This window comes from Stenotrophomonas sp. TWI169, from assembly GCF_039674705.1.
GTDB lineage: Bacteria > Pseudomonadota > Gammaproteobacteria > Xanthomonadales > Xanthomonadaceae > Stenotrophomonas > Stenotrophomonas maltophilia_P.
This window is the reverse complement of sequence record NZ_JBDJOB010000029.1, coordinates 1-13,284: the sequence shown is the minus strand read 5'-3', so window position 1 is coordinate 13,284 and position 13,284 is coordinate 1. Positions and strand designations below refer to the sequence as shown.

Genomic DNA, 13,284 nt, shown 5'->3' with positions numbered 1-13,284 from the left:
CATGGCCCGGCGCTGCCGTTGGCGTGCAGGTTGTCGGTGGACCTAACCGAGATCCCCCAGCCGCGCCTGCAACGCGGCGATCGCGGCCAGCCCGGCGGTTTCCGTGCGCAGGATGCGCGGGCCCAGCTGCAGGCCCTGGAAGCCGGCGGCGGCCAGCTGCTCGCGGTCGCGTGGCGACCAGCCGCCCTCCGGACCGATCGCGATCACGATGCCGCCCGCGGGCGCCGCTGCCAATGTCGACAGCCGGTGCGAACCCATCGGGTCCAGGGTCAACCGCAGCGTATCGGCGGGCAGCGCAGCGGTTGCCTGCGCCAGCGACAGCGGCGCACCCACCCGTGGAATGCGCGCGCGCCCGGACTGGCCACAGGCCGACTGCACGACGTTGTTCCAGTGCGCCACGCGCTTTTCCGCGCGGGCCGCGTCCAGCTTCACCTCGGTGCGTTCCGCGTTTACCGGCAGGATGCTGCTGACGCCGAGTTCGGTGGCCTTCTGCAGGATCAGGTCCATCTTTTCGCCGCGCGCGATGCCCTGCATCAGGGTGATGGCCAGCGGCGATTCGATGTCGATGGCCTGCACGCTGTCGATGCGTGCCTGCACTTCGCGCTTGCCGACCACGGTCAGCGTCGCAGCGTAGTCATGGCCATCGCCGTTGAACAGGACGCAGCCATCGCCTTCGCGCAGGCGCATCACCCGCACCAGGTGGTTGGCGGTCTCCTCGGGCAGGGTCACGGTCTGGCCGCTGTGCAGCGGCAGGTCGATGGGACAGCGGGTCACGCGCATGCAATCGCCTCGTCGATGGCGGCCAGCGTGGTATGCGCCAGCAGATCCAGTTGTTCGTCGTCCACGCAGTACGGCGGCATCCAGTACAGCACATCGCCCAGCGGGCGAAGGACCACGCCGCGCTTCAGTGCTGCCTTGTACGCGTGCAGGCCGAGCCGCAGTCCGGGGTCGAAGGGCGTGCGCCTGTCGCCGCCGCGCGACAGTTCGAATGCCACCACCATGCCGGCCTGGCGCACATCGGCCACATGCGGGTGGTCGGCAAACGGTGCCGCGAGGGTGCCCATCACCGATGCGGTGCCGCGGTTGCGCGCGATCACATCGTCGCTGCCGAAGATGTCCAGCGTCGCCAGCGCCGCAGCGCACGCCAGCGGATTGCCGGTATAGCTGTGCGAGTGCAGGAACGCACGCTCGCGGGAGTCGTCGAGAAAGGCGTCGTACAGGGCCTGCGTGGCCAGGACCGCGGCCAGCGGCAGGAACCCGCCGGTCAGGCCCTTGGACAGGCACATCAGGTCCGGCATCACCCCGGCCTGCTCGCAGGCGAACATCGTGCCGGTGCGACCGAAGCCGGTGGCGATCTCGTCGGCGATCATGAACGCACCGTGCGCGTCGCACAGCTCACGCACGCGCTGCAGATACACCGGATCATGCATGCGCATGCCACCGGCGCACTGCAGTCGGGGTTCCAGGATCACCGCGCATACTTCACCGGGGTGCTGGTCGAACAGCGTCGCCAGGCCATCGGCGGCCTGGCGCGCACGCTCGGCGGCGCTCTGCCCTGGCTCGGCCAGGTAGGCGTCGGGCGAGGGGGCGAACAGCCCTTCGGCCAGCAACGGCGCGTACACCCGCCGGTACAGTGGGATGTCGCCCAGCGCCAGCGCACCGAGCGTTTCACCGTGGTAGCCGTTTTCCAGCGCGATGAAACGCGTACGCCGGGTCTCGCCGCGGTTATGGAAGTAATGGAAGGCCATTTTCAATGCCACTTCCACCCCGGCCGAGCCGTTGTCGGCGTAAAACACCTTGGCCAGCGGATCGCGCCCGGCCTGCCGCGGGGCCAGTGCCAGCAGGCGTTCGGCCAGGGTGATCGCCGGCTCATGGCTGAAGCCGGCCAGCATCACCTGTTCCAGCTGGCCGGCCTGGGCCGCGATGGCGCCGCCGATGCGGGGCTCGGCGTGGCCGAACAGATTCGTCCACCAGCTGCTGACGGCATCCAGATAGCGGTTGCCGTCATGGTCGATCAGCCACGCACCCTCGCCGCGCGCGATCGGCACCAGCGGCAGGGTGTCGGGATGCTCGCGCATCTGTGTGCACGGATGCCACAGCACCTGCAGGTCGCGTTGCCGCCAGTGCAGGGCCAGCGGGGAGGGGGTTGGGTCTGCTAGCATTTCGGGCTCATGAACATGTTGCTGCCTGCACATTCTATCGGCCCCGGCGCCCGCGTCGGCCGCCGCGGAGATTCCGCATGAACGATGACCGTGCCAGCCGTCGCCTGCCGATCATCCATCGGATCACCGATGAAGAGAGCGGTCCCTTCCAGCGCCAGCATCTGGATCTGGAATTCTCCAATGGTGAACGCCGCCGCTTCGAGCGTCTGGTCAGTCGTGGCCACGGTGCGGTGGTGGTGGTGCCCATGCTCGACGACGAGACGGTGCTGCTGGTGCGTGAATACGCCGCCGGGGTACATCGCTACGAGCTTGGCCTGGTCAAGGGCCGGATCGATGCCGGCGAGACCCCCGAGCAGGCCGCCGATCGCGAACTGAAGGAAGAGGCCGGCTATGGCGCGCATCGGGTCGATGTGCTGCGCGCCATGACGCTGGCGCCGACGTACATGAGCCACCAGTCGTGGCTGGTGGTGGCGCGCGACCTGTATCCGGAAAAGCTGATCGGGGACGAGCCCGAGGAGCTGGAGGTGGTGCCCTGGAAGCTGTCCGAGCTGGACCGGTTGATGCTGCGCGAGGACTTTTCCGAGGGCCGCTCGCTGGCGGCGTTGTTCATCGCCCGCCAGTGGCTGCAGGGAGCCCGATGATCAAGCTGACCACGGATCTGCGCGAGACCGCGATCGCCATCGCGCAGGAAGCCGGCCAGGCCATCATGCAGGTCTACGCCGACGGATTCGACGTGCGGATCAAGGACGACAACAGTCCGGTGACCGCCGCTGACCTGGCCGCCAACCAGGTCATCGAGCAGGGTCTGCGGCAACTGACCCCGGATCTGCCCATCCTGTCTGAAGAGTCGGCCCAGGTGCCCTGGGAACTGCGCCGCCATTGGGGCGCCTACTGGCTGGTCGATCCGCTTGACGGTACCCGCGAGTTCGTCAAGCGCAACGGCGAATTCAGCGTCAACATCGCCCTGATCTACCAGGGTGCCCCGGCGTTTGGCGTCGTGCTGGCGCCGGTCACCGGCATTCTGTGGCACGCCATGCGCGGCGAACTGGCGTACCGCCGGCAGGGACTGCACGACACCGTGCTGCGCACGCGCAGCCCGGCGACCGCTCCGCTGCGGGTGGCGGCAAGCCGCTCCCACCGCTCGCCGGAAACCGAAGCGCTGCTGGCGCGCATGGGCCGCATCGAGACCATCGCCCAGGGCTCGTCGCTGAAGTTCTGCCGCATTGCCGAGGCGGGCCTGGATGTGTACCCGCGGCTCGGCCCGACCTCCGAATGGGATACCGCCGCCGGCCAGTGCGTGCTGCACGCGGCGGGCGGCGCGGTCCTCTCGGCGGCGACCGGCAAGCCCTTCCGCTACAACCGCCGCGAGACGCTGTTGAACGGCGATTTCATCGCCCTTGGCGATACCAGCCTGCCGTGGCGCGACTGGTTGTCCGACTGACCTGGAGGCCGCATGAGCGCGCATGACACCCCCACCGCCGGCAGTGCCGCCAGCACCGAACTGGAACGCCTGCTGGCGATCATGGCCCGCCTGCGTGATCCGCAGGGCGGCTGCCCATGGGACCTGGAGCAGGACTTTGCGACCATTGCCCCGTACACCATCGAGGAAGCCTACGAAGTCGCCGATGCGATCGATCGCGGCGACCTCGATGATCTCTGCGACGAGCTCGGCGACCTGCTGCTGCAGGTGGTATTCCATGCTCGCATGGCCGAAGAGCAGGGGGCGTTCGCTTTCGCAGAGGTTGCCCGCGCGATCAGCGACAAGATGCAGCGCCGCCATCCGCATGTCTTCGCCGATGTCAGCGTCGATGATGCCGATGGGGTCATGCGCAACTGGGATGCGATCAAGCGCGCGGAGCGGGCAGCCAAAGGCGAACAGGACCATTCCGCCCTGGCTGGAATCTCGCGGGGCCTGCCGGAGTGGCAACGCGCGGTGAAGCTGCAGTCGCGCGCGGCCAAGGTGGGCTTCGACTGGCCGGGCCCGCTGCCGGTCCTGGACAAGGCCGCCGAGGAACTGCAGGAACTGCGCGAGGAGTTCGAGCGCGGCGACATCGCCGGCAACAAGGCGCGGCTGCAGGAGGAACTGGGCGACCTGTTGTTCGTCTGCGCCAATCTGGCCCGCCACGCCGACATCGACCTGGGCGCCGCGCTGCGCGGTGCGAACCACAAGTTCGAGCGTCGCTTCCGGGCCATGGAGGCACAGGCCGAGGCACAGGGCACATCCCTCGCCTCGCTGGACCTGGACGCGCAGGAAGCGCTCTGGCAGCACGCCAAGGCCGCCGAGAAGGAATGAAGACACTCGGCCTGTTCCTGCTGACCGCGCTGGCCGAGATCGTCGGCTGCTACCTGCCGTGGCTGTGGCTGCGCAAAGGAGGCAGCGTCTGGCTGCTGCTGCCGGCGGCGGCCAGTCTGGCCCTGTTCGCCTGGCTGCTGACCCTGCATCCGACCGCCAGTGGCCGTGTCTATGCCGCTTACGGTGGCGTGTACATCGGCACCGCGCTGTTCTGGCTGTGGCTGGTCGATGGCGTCCGGCCCAGCCGCTGGGATCTGCTGGGTGCTGCACTGTGCCTGGCGGGCATGGCGGTGATCATGTTCGGGCCGCGCCAGCCGGGCTGACCGCCGGCAGTGCCAGGCCCGCCGGAAAGGGGCATGATGGGGCGGATCGTGGCGTTGGGAGTGCGCACATGTCCCGTTTCTCCAGCTTCCGTGACTTCTATCCGTTCTATCTCAGCGAGCACCGCCATCCGGTGTCGCGGCGCCTGCACTTCATCGGCAGCTGCGGCGTACTGCTGCTGGTCGCTGCGGCGATCCTGCGCGGCCAGCCGCTGCTGCTGTTGACGGCATTGGTCTGTGGGTACGGGTTCGCTTGGGTGGGGCACTTCTTCTTCGAGAAGAACCGCCCGGCCACGTTCCGCCATCCGCTGTACTCGTTCCTGGGGGACTGGGTGATGTTCATCGACATCCTGCGCGGGCGGGTGCGGTGGTGAGAACGTGTGCACGCCGCATTCACACGCTATGCTCGGGGTTGGACGTCTACCGATAAGGAAAGCCTGATGTTCCCGACCATGTTCTTTACCGTGGTACTGGCCTTCGTGGCCGTGGTCATCCTGTTCAAGGCCGTGCGCATGGTGCCGCAGGGATATGAATGGACTGTCGAGCGGTTCGGCCGCTACACCCACACCATGACCCCCGGCCTGCACTTCCTGATCCCCATCGTGTACGGCGTGGGGCGCAAGGTGAACATGATGGAGCAGGTGCTGGATGTACCCAGCCAGGAAGTGATCACCAAGGACAACGCCGCCGTGCGCGTCGACGGGGTGGTGTTCTTCCAGGTGCTGGACGCCGCCAAGGCCGCCTATGAGGTGGCCAACCTGGAAGTGGCCATGATCGCTCTGGTCCAGACCAACATCCGTACCGTGATCGGCTCGATGGACCTGGACGAATCGCTGAGCCAGCGCGAGGTGATCAATGCCCAGCTGCTCAGCGTGGTCGACCATGCCACCAACCCGTGGGGCGTGAAGGTGAACCGCATCGAGATCCGCGACATCCAGCCGCCCCGCGATCTGCTCGACGCGATGGCGCGGCAGATGAAGGCCGAGCGCGAGAAGCGTGCGCAGATCCTGGAGGCGGAAGGCTCGCGGCAGTCGGAGATCCTGCGCGCCGATGGCGAGAAGCAGGCCACGGTGCTGGAGGCGGAAGGGCGGCGCGAGGCAGCGTTCCGCGATGCGGAGGCACGCGAGCGCCTGGCGGAAGCCGAAGCGATGGCGACCAAGGTGGTGTCGGCGGCGATCGCCGAGGGCGATGTGCAGGCGATCAACTACTTCGTCGCCCAGAAGTACGTGGAAGCGTTCAAGGAACTGGCCAGCTCGCCGAACCAGAAGCTGGTGCTGATGCCGATGGAGGCCAGTGGGGTGATCGGCTCCATCGCCGGCGTGGCCGAGCTGGCCAAGCAGGCACTGGCCAGCCAGGACAACAAGGCGGCCGGCAAGCGACCGCCGCCGATCGGAGGCTGACATGCGCTGGGACGTCGTCGCCTGGGGGGCGCTGGCCCTGCTCCTGTTCGCTGCGGAGGCTCTGCTGCCCGGCGCGTTCATGCTGTGGATCGGCATCGGCGCTGCAGCGGTGTTCGTGCTGGTGGCGATCTTTGCCGGCATCCCGCTGCTGTGGCAGGTGGTCGCCTTCGTCGTGCTGAGCGTGCTTTCGATCCAGTGCTACCGGCGCTGGGGCAGGTCGCGGGCACGCGCCAGCGACAAGCCGTTGCTGAACCGCCGCGCCGAGCAGCTGATCGGTCGGGTGGTGCCATTGCAGCAGGGCATCACGGACGGGCAGGGTCGGGTCAGCATCGACGATGCGTACTGGCAGGTCAGCGGTCCGGAACTGCCGGCCGGGGCACGGGTGCGGGTGGTCGCGGTGCAGGGCAGCACGCTGGTGGTTGAAGCGGCCAGCTGAGCCTGCGGGCGGTACGTGCGCGAACCGCTGCGGTGCGGCACGCCCGTGGGCGATCGATCTGGGATAATGGGGGTTCTTGTTTCCTCTGCTGCCGGAACGGTCATGACCCAGAAGACGCTGCTCAACGATACCCACCGCGCCCTCGGCGCCAAGATGGTCGATTTCGGGGGTTGGGACATGCCCATCCACTACGGCTCGCAGCTGGACGAGCACCATCTGGTGCGTCGCGAGGCCGGCGTGTTCGATGTCAGCCACATGACCGTGGTGGACCTGCGCGGCGAGCAGGTCAAGCCGTTCCTGCGCCGCCTGCTGGCCAATTCCATCGACAAGCTGAAGGTGCCGGGCAAGGCGCTGTACTCGTGCATGCTCAATGCCGAAGGCGGCGTCATCGATGACCTCATCGTCTATTACCTGGGCGAGGACTTCTTCCGCATGGTGGTCAACGCCTCCACCCGCGAGAAGGATCTGGCCTGGCTGCGTACGCAGGCCGCTCCGTTCAACGTGTCCGTTGAACAGCGCCCTGACCTGGCCATCCTCGCCGTGCAGGGGCCGCAGGCGCGCGAGCTCGTCATTGGTCTGGTCGGCGCCGCCGACCGCGAGGCGCTGGGCAAGCTCGGCCGCTTCGCCGCGCTGCAGGTGCGGTCCGATGAGGGCGTCGAACTGTTCGTTGCCCGTACCGGTTACACCGGTGAGGACGGTTTCGAGATCCTGCTGCCGCAGGAGGCCGTGGTCGGGTTCTGGAACCGCCTGCTGTCTGCAGGCGTGAAGCCGGCTGGCCTCGGTGCCCGCGACACCCTGCGCCTGGAGGCCGGCATGAATCTGTACGGCCAGGACATGGACGAAGCCATCAGCCCGTACGAAGCCGCACTGGCCTGGACGGTGTCGCTGGACGAAGGCCGTGACTTCATCGGTCGCGACGTGCTGGAAGCGCAGAAGGCCGCCGGCAATGCGCGGCAGATGATCGGCGTGGTGATGGACGAGAAGGGTGTCCTGCGCCACGGCCAGGTAGTCACCACGGCCGGCGGCCAGGGCGAAATCCTGTCCGGCACCTTCTCGCCGACGCTGGCCAAGGGCATCGCCTTTGCCCGCGTGCCGGCAGGTGACCTCGGCCAGGTCACGGTCGATATCCGTGGCCGGCAGGTGCCGGTGCGCGTGGTCAAGTTCCCCTTCGTGCGCGAAGGCCAGGCCCAGCCCGGCGTGCTCGCCGACGCCTGATCCGAACGTGCCGGACGTCACTGACAGCAGTGGCGGCCGGTTGGTTACACTAGCCCCGTTTTTTCCACCCCCTGCAAATCCTGGAGCAGTCCCATGAGCGAGATCCCCGGCGACCTCAAGTTCCTCAAGTCCCACGAGTGGGCCCGTGTCGAAGGCAATGGCCGCGTTACCGTCGGTATTTCCGACCACGCCCAGGGCCTGCTGGGTGACCTGGTCTACGTCGAACTGCCGGAGGTCGGCGCCGACGCCAAGGCCGGCGAGCAGATTGCTGTCGTCGAGTCGGTGAAGGCGGCCTCGGACGTCTACAGCCCGATCAGCGGCAAGGTCGTCGAGGTCAACTCGGCGCTGTCCGACAAGCCGGAAACCATCAACGAAGATGCCTACGGCGAGGGCTGGATGTTCGTGGTCGAACTGTCCAACGCCGAGGAGATCAACGAGCTGCTGGACCCGGACGCTTACGCCGAAGTCCTGGAGAACGACGACCACTGAGTCGTTGTTTCCTGGTTTGAAAACGGCCACCTTCGGGTGGCCGTTTTCGTTCTGGCGACCGCGCCGGACTCATGACGCCCGGTTCGCTGCACACCCACGACGCGGCATCAGACGCTTCGGAAGGGTGTCTTCGGACGCGCGCAGTTTTGCGCAAATCCGCGTTTCCACCCCGCGCCGGCGCGTTCGAATGTGAAAACTTTTCCTGCCTCGTTGCGGCCCCGTTGTGGTGGCGCGGCAGGCCGCTGCGATACGTAGCCCGGGTGCGCGCGCGAGGTGGCGCAGGAATGGCACGCATCTACGCAGAGTGCTTATTTCAAGTGTTTTTTCTTGAGCGCGCGCGCACGCAGTGGCGCGCGTGGCGGTCGTGTTGTGCACGCCAGCGGTGTCTGCGGAAGCGAAACGAGGACGCTGGAGGCGGTGTCCGGGACGGCGCCAATGTGAAAATTTTTCGCGGGGGTTGTTGACAGTAAAAAAAAGCGTGATTAGGTTTCGCCTCAGCAGACCTTGCCTGCCCAACCGAGTGCGCAGAATCAATCGTCCGATGCGAAGCAGCCCCTCGAAAGCCACCGCGATCCCCAAGACGGTGGACATGGCCCCGCTTCCCCCGGAGAAATGCAAGGCAACTCCCGTTCCGATGCCTGCTCCGCCGATCGAGGCAGGCATTGCCGCATCCGTAACGGCGCGCCTGACGCGCCGGCGGTCCCCGCACGCAGCATCCGCGGGTTTGATCCACCTGGGCGTTTCAACTCCCTATCACTGACGAGGAGCCATCCCATGGCAACCAAGAAAGCTGCGAAGAAAAAGCCCGCCGCCAAGAAGGCGGTGAAGAAGGTCGCTAAGAAGGCCGCTGCCAAGAAGGCAGTGAAGAAGGTCGCAAAGAAGGCGACCGCCAAGAAGGCGGTGAAGAAGGCTGCGAAGAAGGTCGCCAAGAAGACCACTGCGAAGAAGGCAGTGAAGAAGGCGGCAAAGAAGGTAGCCAAGAAGCCGGCGAAGAAGACCGCGAAGAAGGCAGTGAAGAAGGTCGCCAAGAAGGCAGCGAAGAAGACTGCAAAGAAGGCCGCCAAGAAGACCACTGCCCGCAAGCCGGCCAAGAAGGTCGCCAAGAAGGCGACCAAGAAGGCCGTAAAGAAGGTTGCGAAGAAGGCGACCAAGAAGGCGACCAAGAAGGCTGCCCCGAAGAAGGCAGCGAAGAAGGTCGCCAAGCGCAAGCCGGCCGCCCGCAAGAAGAAGGCCGCTCCGGTCGCTCTGCCGGCAACCCCGGCGCCGCTGATCTAAGTACTTCCCGATAGCCGTACCCTGAAACCCCTTCCTCGGCTGCCCAGCGAGGAGGGGGTTTTTTTATCCCCTGCCTGCAGCCCGCAAGAAAAAAGGGCGACCGATGGGCCGCCCTTCCGGTGATGCCAGGGAGTGCCGGTTCAGCGCGGCGAGGCGACCGCGCGGTTGCTGGATGCACCCTTGCCCTTGCGCTTGTCCTGCTGCGCCGGGCTTGCGCCCTCGGCCATCAGGTTGTCGCTGCCGAAGTCGGTATCCACGTCCAGCCAGCGTTGCGAGGGAAGGCCAAGCGCGGAGTCGAGCACGGTCGGCAGCAGGCCGCTGGGCAGGCCACTTTCGCCGTTCCACATGATCGCGATGCCGAGATCACGCTCCGGGACCAGAGCGACAAGGCCACGGTAGCCCTGCACGGCGCCGGCGTGGAACACCACGTCATGACCGGCGTAATCGAAGGTGCGCCAGCCGAGCGCGTAGCCGGCCGAATGCAGACGCTCGCGGCGCCAGCCCGACCGCATTTCGCCCGGCGTGTTGATCAGGCTCGAATGCAGGGTGGCCAGCAGCGGTGCCGGCAGCACGTCGGGGCGATGACCGGTGTGGGCCAGCAGCCACTGTGCCATGTCGCTGGCACTGGCGTTGACGCCGGCCGCGGGCGCGACCCGGTAGTAGGTCGGTTTCGGCGTCAGCGACACCCAGCCATTACGGCTGCGCACATGCGGACGTGCCCACCGCGAACTGGCCTGGATGCCGGCCAGGCCGAGGCTGGCATCGTTCATGCCCAGCGGCTTGAAGATGCGGCGCTCGACCGCCTGCTCGTAGAAGCTGCCGGAGGCGGCGTAGACGACGTCGCCGATCAGGCTGAAGGCCACGTTCTGGTAGGCGTAGCAGTCGCCTGGCAGGCACTTGAGGCTGGTGTTGGCCAGCTTCTGGGTCAGTGCGTAGTACTCGGCGTTGCCTTCGATGTCACGGTCGTAGGCGTTGTAGGGCAGGCCGACGCGGTGGCTGAGCACGTCGGCGACGGTCAGACGCTCGGTGGCTTCCGGCGAGTTGAGGCGGAAGCCGGGCACATAGTCGGTGACCTTGCTGTCCCAGCGCAGCGTTCCGTCATTGACCAGCAGGCCGGCCATGGTGCCGGCGAAGGCCTTGGACAGCGAGGCCAGCCGGAACACGGTATGGGCATCGACCGGCAGCGGATTGTTGACGTCGGTGACGCCGTAACCGCGCGCACTCAGCACGCGTCCACCCTGCACGATCGCCACCGCCATGCCCGGCACGCGCTCGCCATAGGTGAGCTGCTGCGCCATCGATTCGATGTTGGCAACGTTGAAGCCGGGGGCGGGTGCCTGCACCTGCGGCATCAGGCCGGTACGGTAAGCGGCCGGCTGGGTATGAGCGACGGCCGGCGCGGCCGCGGTCTCGATGTTGGCCGGCATCGGCGGCAAGGCCGGCGGGGTCTGCGCGGTGGTGGACAAGGCAACGGGCATCAGCATGCCCAGCAAACCGGTGGCCGCCGAACGGATCGGACGACGCAGGCTGTTCTTTTTCATCGGTTGGACCCGTGCGCGACTGCTGATGGCGATTCTAGCGCCGCTTTTCGCCTGTGCACAAACAAAGCGAAGATGAATGCGCATCTCGTTGAAAAAGTTGGAATTTTGACGCTGCCGGATTGTGTATCCGAACGTGTCGGCGGTCGCCCGTGCGAGTCCCCTGCGGTGCCACCTGCGTGCCGCGCTGGCGATGTTGCAGAGCATTGGCTAACGTACGCGCTTTGCCGCCCCCCGGAGCCTGCCATGCCGCTGTCCAACCGCTGCCTGCTGGCGTGGGGCGCCGCATGAGTTCGGTGCAGGACGGGAGGCCGTTGCGCGGGCTGCTGGCAGCGCTGCGCGAGTCCCCGGCACTGTGGTGGTCGTTCCTCTACTTCTTCTGCCTGCTGAGCGGCTACTACGTGCTGCGACCGGTACGCGAGGCGATGGCGGCTTCGGCCGACCTGGAGACGGTGTTCCCGCCGGTGCTGATCGCCTGGTTCGCCAGCCACGGCATCGCACTGAAGGATTTCGTCCTGCAGTTCCTGTTTTCCTGCGTGTTCGTGATCATGCTGGTGCTGCAGCCGGTCTATGGCTGGCTGGTCAGCCGCTTTCCGCGGCGGGTATTCCTGCCGGCCGTGTATGGCTTCTTCATCGCGACCCTGCTGGGCTTCTACGCACTGTTCGACAGTGGCGTGCCGGGGCGGGGCATGGCCTTCTTCTTCTGGGTCATGGTGTTCAACCTGTTCGCCGTCGCCGTGTTCTGGAGCTTCATGGCGGATGTGTTCTCCAACGTGCAGGCCCGTGCGTACTACGGCTACATCGGCGCGGCCGGCACGCTCGGCGCGTTCCTCGGCCCGATCATCACCAGTGCGCTGGTGCAGCGGGTGGGTATCGCCAACCTGATGCTGGTCTCGGCCGGCTTCCTGATCGTGTGCCTGCTGTGCATCTGGCGCCTGCGGCACTGGGCGGTGCTGCGTGAACGCGAGCAGCAACTGGTCTCCGGCGAGCAGCCGATGGGCGGCAGCGTGCTTGATGGCCTGAAGCTGATCGCGCGCGAGCCCCTGCTGCGCTGGCTGGCCATCATGGTGGTGTTTGGCGTCGGCGTGGGAACGCTGCTGTACAACCAGCAGGCCAGCATCGTGCGCGCGTCGTTCACCGACCCTGCGGCGAGCACCGCATTTTTCTCGCGCATCGATCTGGCGGTGAACGCGCTGGCCCTGCTGATGCAGCTGGGCCTGACCCGCTGGCTGCTGTCGCGCCACGGCATCGCTCCGGCGCTGTTGATTCCCGGCTTCGCGATCCTGATCGGCTTCTCGGTGCTGGCAGCGTCGCCGATGCCGCTGATGGTGGCGGTGGTGCAGGTGATGACCCGGGCCAGCGAGTTCGCCCTGGCCAAGCCGGCACGCGAGACGATCTATACCCGTGTCGACCGGCAATGGCGCTACAAGGCCGGTGCGGCCATCGACACGGTGGTCTATCGTGGTGCCGACCTGAGCTTCACCTGGGTGCACAAGGGACTGGCATTGTTCGGTTCGCACGTGGTGTTCATCGGAGGCGTTGCGGTGGCCGCGTTCATGACGCTGGCCGCGTTCGGCGTGCTGCGCGAAGAGAAGAAGCTGCCCCGCGACCGCTGATTTTCCGGGGTCAGATCCTTTTCCGGCAGGAAAGGGATCTGACCCCATTCTCCATCCCTGTTCAAGGAACCGCCCATGTACTGGATCGCACTCGCCCTGACTCTGCTGGTCGCCCTGCTGCACGTCTACTTCCTGGTGCTGGAGATGTTCCTGTGGACGCGGCCACTGGGGCTGAAAACGTTCCGCAACACGCCGGAGAAGGCGCAGACCACACAGGTGCTGGCGGCCAACCAGGGGCTGTACAACGGCTTCCTGGCGGCCGGCATCGTGGCGGGGCTGGTGATGGCACAGCCGGTGCTGGTGACGTTCTCGCTGGTCTGCGTGGTCGTGGCGGGGTGCTATGGCGCGTACAGCGTGAGCCGCCGGATCTTCATGATCCAGGCGCTGCCGGCGATCCTGGCGCTGGTGCTGCGCGCGCTGGTGTGAGTTCCGGCCAACGGCGCAGCCCCTCGTGGGTTGGCCGCGTAGAGCGTGTCATGGGTTTGGCCAGGCGGGTTGGGTTCGCGGGGGACGCCGCAAGTACGTCCCTGTAGGCTTGGC

15 protein-coding genes are annotated in these 13,284 nt (G+C 66.7%); 12 read left to right on the top strand and 3 right to left on the bottom strand.

Annotated features, from left to right (window positions below; genetic code table 11):
* Nucleotides 1-42 precede the first annotated feature (42 nt).
* Nucleotides 43-780, bottom strand: coding sequence for a 16S rRNA (uracil(1498)-N(3))-methyltransferase (locus ABE543_RS17060; RefSeq protein WP_111186719.1), 738 nt, complete (start codon nt 778-780; stop codon nt 43-45).
* Nucleotides 771-2,162 carry an adenosylmethionine--8-amino-7-oxononanoate transaminase gene (gene bioA / locus ABE543_RS17055; RefSeq protein WP_065174790.1) on the bottom strand — a complete coding sequence of 464 codons (1,392 nt, stop codon included), beginning with the start codon at nt 2,160-2,162 and terminating at the stop codon, nt 771-773. Before bioA ends, ABE543_RS17060 begins: the two co-directional genes overlap by 10 nt.
* Before the next feature lie 77 nt (nt 2,163-2,239).
* On the opposite strand from bioA, the gene nudE reads away from it, so the two are divergent.
* The 10 genes from nudE (at nt 2,240) to ABE543_RS17005 (ending at nt 9,590) form a co-directional block, all read left to right on the top strand.
* Nucleotides 2,240-2,803 carry an ADP compounds hydrolase NudE gene (gene nudE, locus ABE543_RS17050; protein WP_346475933.1) on the top strand — a complete coding sequence of 188 codons (564 nt, stop codon included), beginning with the start codon at nt 2,240-2,242 and terminating at the stop codon, nt 2,801-2,803.
* A complete protein-coding gene (cysQ, locus tag ABE543_RS17045) occupies nt 2,800-3,603 on the top strand; it encodes a 3'(2'),5'-bisphosphate nucleotidase CysQ (protein WP_279942215.1) in 804 nt (267 codons plus the stop codon). The genes nudE and cysQ overlap by 4 nt, the downstream gene beginning before the upstream one ends.
* Nucleotides 3,604-3,615: 12 nt before the next feature.
* A complete protein-coding gene (mazG, locus tag ABE543_RS17040) occupies nt 3,616-4,455 on the top strand; it encodes a nucleoside triphosphate pyrophosphohydrolase (protein ID WP_053520254.1) in 840 nt (279 codons plus the stop codon).
* Nucleotides 4,452-4,778, top strand: a complete 327-nt coding sequence (locus ABE543_RS17035; RefSeq protein WP_065182615.1) for a YnfA family protein — start codon at nt 4,452-4,454, stop codon at nt 4,776-4,778. Before mazG ends, ABE543_RS17035 begins: the two co-directional genes overlap by 4 nt.
* Before the next feature lie 68 nt (nt 4,779-4,846).
* Complete coding sequence (locus ABE543_RS17030; RefSeq protein WP_053520256.1) at nt 4,847-5,149, top strand: DUF962 domain-containing protein; 303 nt, start codon at nt 4,847-4,849, stop codon at nt 5,147-5,149.
* 66 nt (nt 5,150-5,215) lie between these two features.
* On the top strand, nt 5,216-6,175 hold the full coding sequence (locus ABE543_RS17025) for an SPFH domain-containing protein (RefSeq protein WP_053520257.1): 960 nt from the start codon (nt 5,216-5,218) through the stop codon (nt 6,173-6,175).
* 1 nt (nt 6,176) lies between these two features.
* Nucleotides 6,177-6,611 (top strand): NfeD family protein, encoded by a 435-nt coding sequence (locus ABE543_RS17020; RefSeq protein ID WP_053520258.1) that lies wholly within the window; start codon nt 6,177-6,179, stop codon nt 6,609-6,611.
* Nucleotides 6,612-6,713: 102 nt separating this feature from the next.
* Complete coding sequence (gene gcvT, locus ABE543_RS17015) at nt 6,714-7,826, top strand: glycine cleavage system aminomethyltransferase GcvT (protein ID WP_346475932.1); 1,113 nt, start codon at nt 6,714-6,716, stop codon at nt 7,824-7,826.
* A gap of 93 nt (nt 7,827-7,919) precedes the next feature.
* Entirely contained in the window at nt 7,920-8,315 is a 396-nt protein-coding gene (gcvH, locus tag ABE543_RS17010) for a glycine cleavage system protein GcvH (protein ID WP_053520260.1), read from the top strand.
* A gap of 774 nt (nt 8,316-9,089) precedes the next feature.
* Entirely contained in the window at nt 9,090-9,590 is a 501-nt protein-coding gene (locus ABE543_RS17005) for a hypothetical protein (RefSeq protein ID WP_346475931.1), read from the top strand.
* A 140-nt stretch (nt 9,591-9,730) separates the two neighbouring features.
* On the opposite strand, the gene ABE543_RS17000 is transcribed toward ABE543_RS17005, so the two are convergent.
* Nucleotides 9,731-11,131: a serine hydrolase domain-containing protein gene (locus tag ABE543_RS17000; RefSeq protein ID WP_053520262.1), complete on the bottom strand. Its 1,401-nt coding sequence runs from the start codon at nt 11,129-11,131 to the stop codon at nt 9,731-9,733.
* 284 nt (nt 11,132-11,415) lie between these two features.
* On the opposite strand from ABE543_RS17000, the gene ABE543_RS16995 reads away from it, so the two are divergent.
* Nucleotides 11,416-12,744, top strand: coding sequence for an MFS transporter (locus tag ABE543_RS16995; protein ID WP_053520263.1), 1,329 nt, complete (start codon nt 11,416-11,418; stop codon nt 12,742-12,744).
* A gap of 75 nt (nt 12,745-12,819) precedes the next feature.
* Nucleotides 12,820-13,170, top strand: a complete 351-nt coding sequence (locus ABE543_RS16990) for a DUF1304 domain-containing protein (RefSeq protein ID WP_128989749.1) — start codon at nt 12,820-12,822, stop codon at nt 13,168-13,170.
* Nucleotides 13,171-13,284: the final 114 nt, after the last annotated feature.

Excerpts from the sequence above, each read along its gene's own strand:
- ABE543_RS17060 (WP_111186719.1), bottom strand. The coding sequence starts at position 780 with ATGCGCGTGACCCGCTGTCCCATCGACCTGCCGCTGCACAGCGGCCAG.
- bioA (WP_065174790.1), bottom strand. The coding sequence starts at position 2,162 with ATGCTAGCAGACCCAACCCCCTCCCCGCTGGCCCTGCACTGGCGGCAA.
- nudE (WP_346475933.1), top strand. The coding sequence starts at position 2,240 with ATGAACGATGACCGTGCCAGCCGTCGCCTGCCGATCATCCATCGGATC.
- cysQ (WP_279942215.1), top strand. The coding sequence starts at position 2,800 with ATGATCAAGCTGACCACGGATCTGCGCGAGACCGCGATCGCCATCGCG.
- mazG (WP_053520254.1), top strand. The coding sequence starts at position 3,616 with ATGAGCGCGCATGACACCCCCACCGCCGGCAGTGCCGCCAGCACCGAA.
- ABE543_RS17035 (WP_065182615.1), top strand. The coding sequence starts at position 4,452 with ATGAAGACACTCGGCCTGTTCCTGCTGACCGCGCTGGCCGAGATCGTC.
- ABE543_RS17030 (WP_053520256.1), top strand. The coding sequence starts at position 4,847 with ATGTCCCGTTTCTCCAGCTTCCGTGACTTCTATCCGTTCTATCTCAGC.
- ABE543_RS17025 (WP_053520257.1), top strand. The coding sequence starts at position 5,216 with ATGTTCCCGACCATGTTCTTTACCGTGGTACTGGCCTTCGTGGCCGTG.
- ABE543_RS17020 (WP_053520258.1), top strand. The coding sequence starts at position 6,177 with ATGCGCTGGGACGTCGTCGCCTGGGGGGCGCTGGCCCTGCTCCTGTTC.
- gcvT (WP_346475932.1), top strand. The coding sequence starts at position 6,714 with ATGACCCAGAAGACGCTGCTCAACGATACCCACCGCGCCCTCGGCGCC.
- gcvH (WP_053520260.1), top strand. The coding sequence starts at position 7,920 with ATGAGCGAGATCCCCGGCGACCTCAAGTTCCTCAAGTCCCACGAGTGG.
- ABE543_RS17005 (WP_346475931.1), top strand. The coding sequence starts at position 9,090 with ATGGCAACCAAGAAAGCTGCGAAGAAAAAGCCCGCCGCCAAGAAGGCG.
- ABE543_RS17000 (WP_053520262.1), bottom strand. The coding sequence starts at position 11,131 with ATGAAAAAGAACAGCCTGCGTCGTCCGATCCGTTCGGCGGCCACCGGT.
- ABE543_RS16995 (WP_053520263.1), top strand. The coding sequence starts at position 11,416 with ATGAGTTCGGTGCAGGACGGGAGGCCGTTGCGCGGGCTGCTGGCAGCG.
- ABE543_RS16990 (WP_128989749.1), top strand. The coding sequence starts at position 12,820 with ATGTACTGGATCGCACTCGCCCTGACTCTGCTGGTCGCCCTGCTGCAC.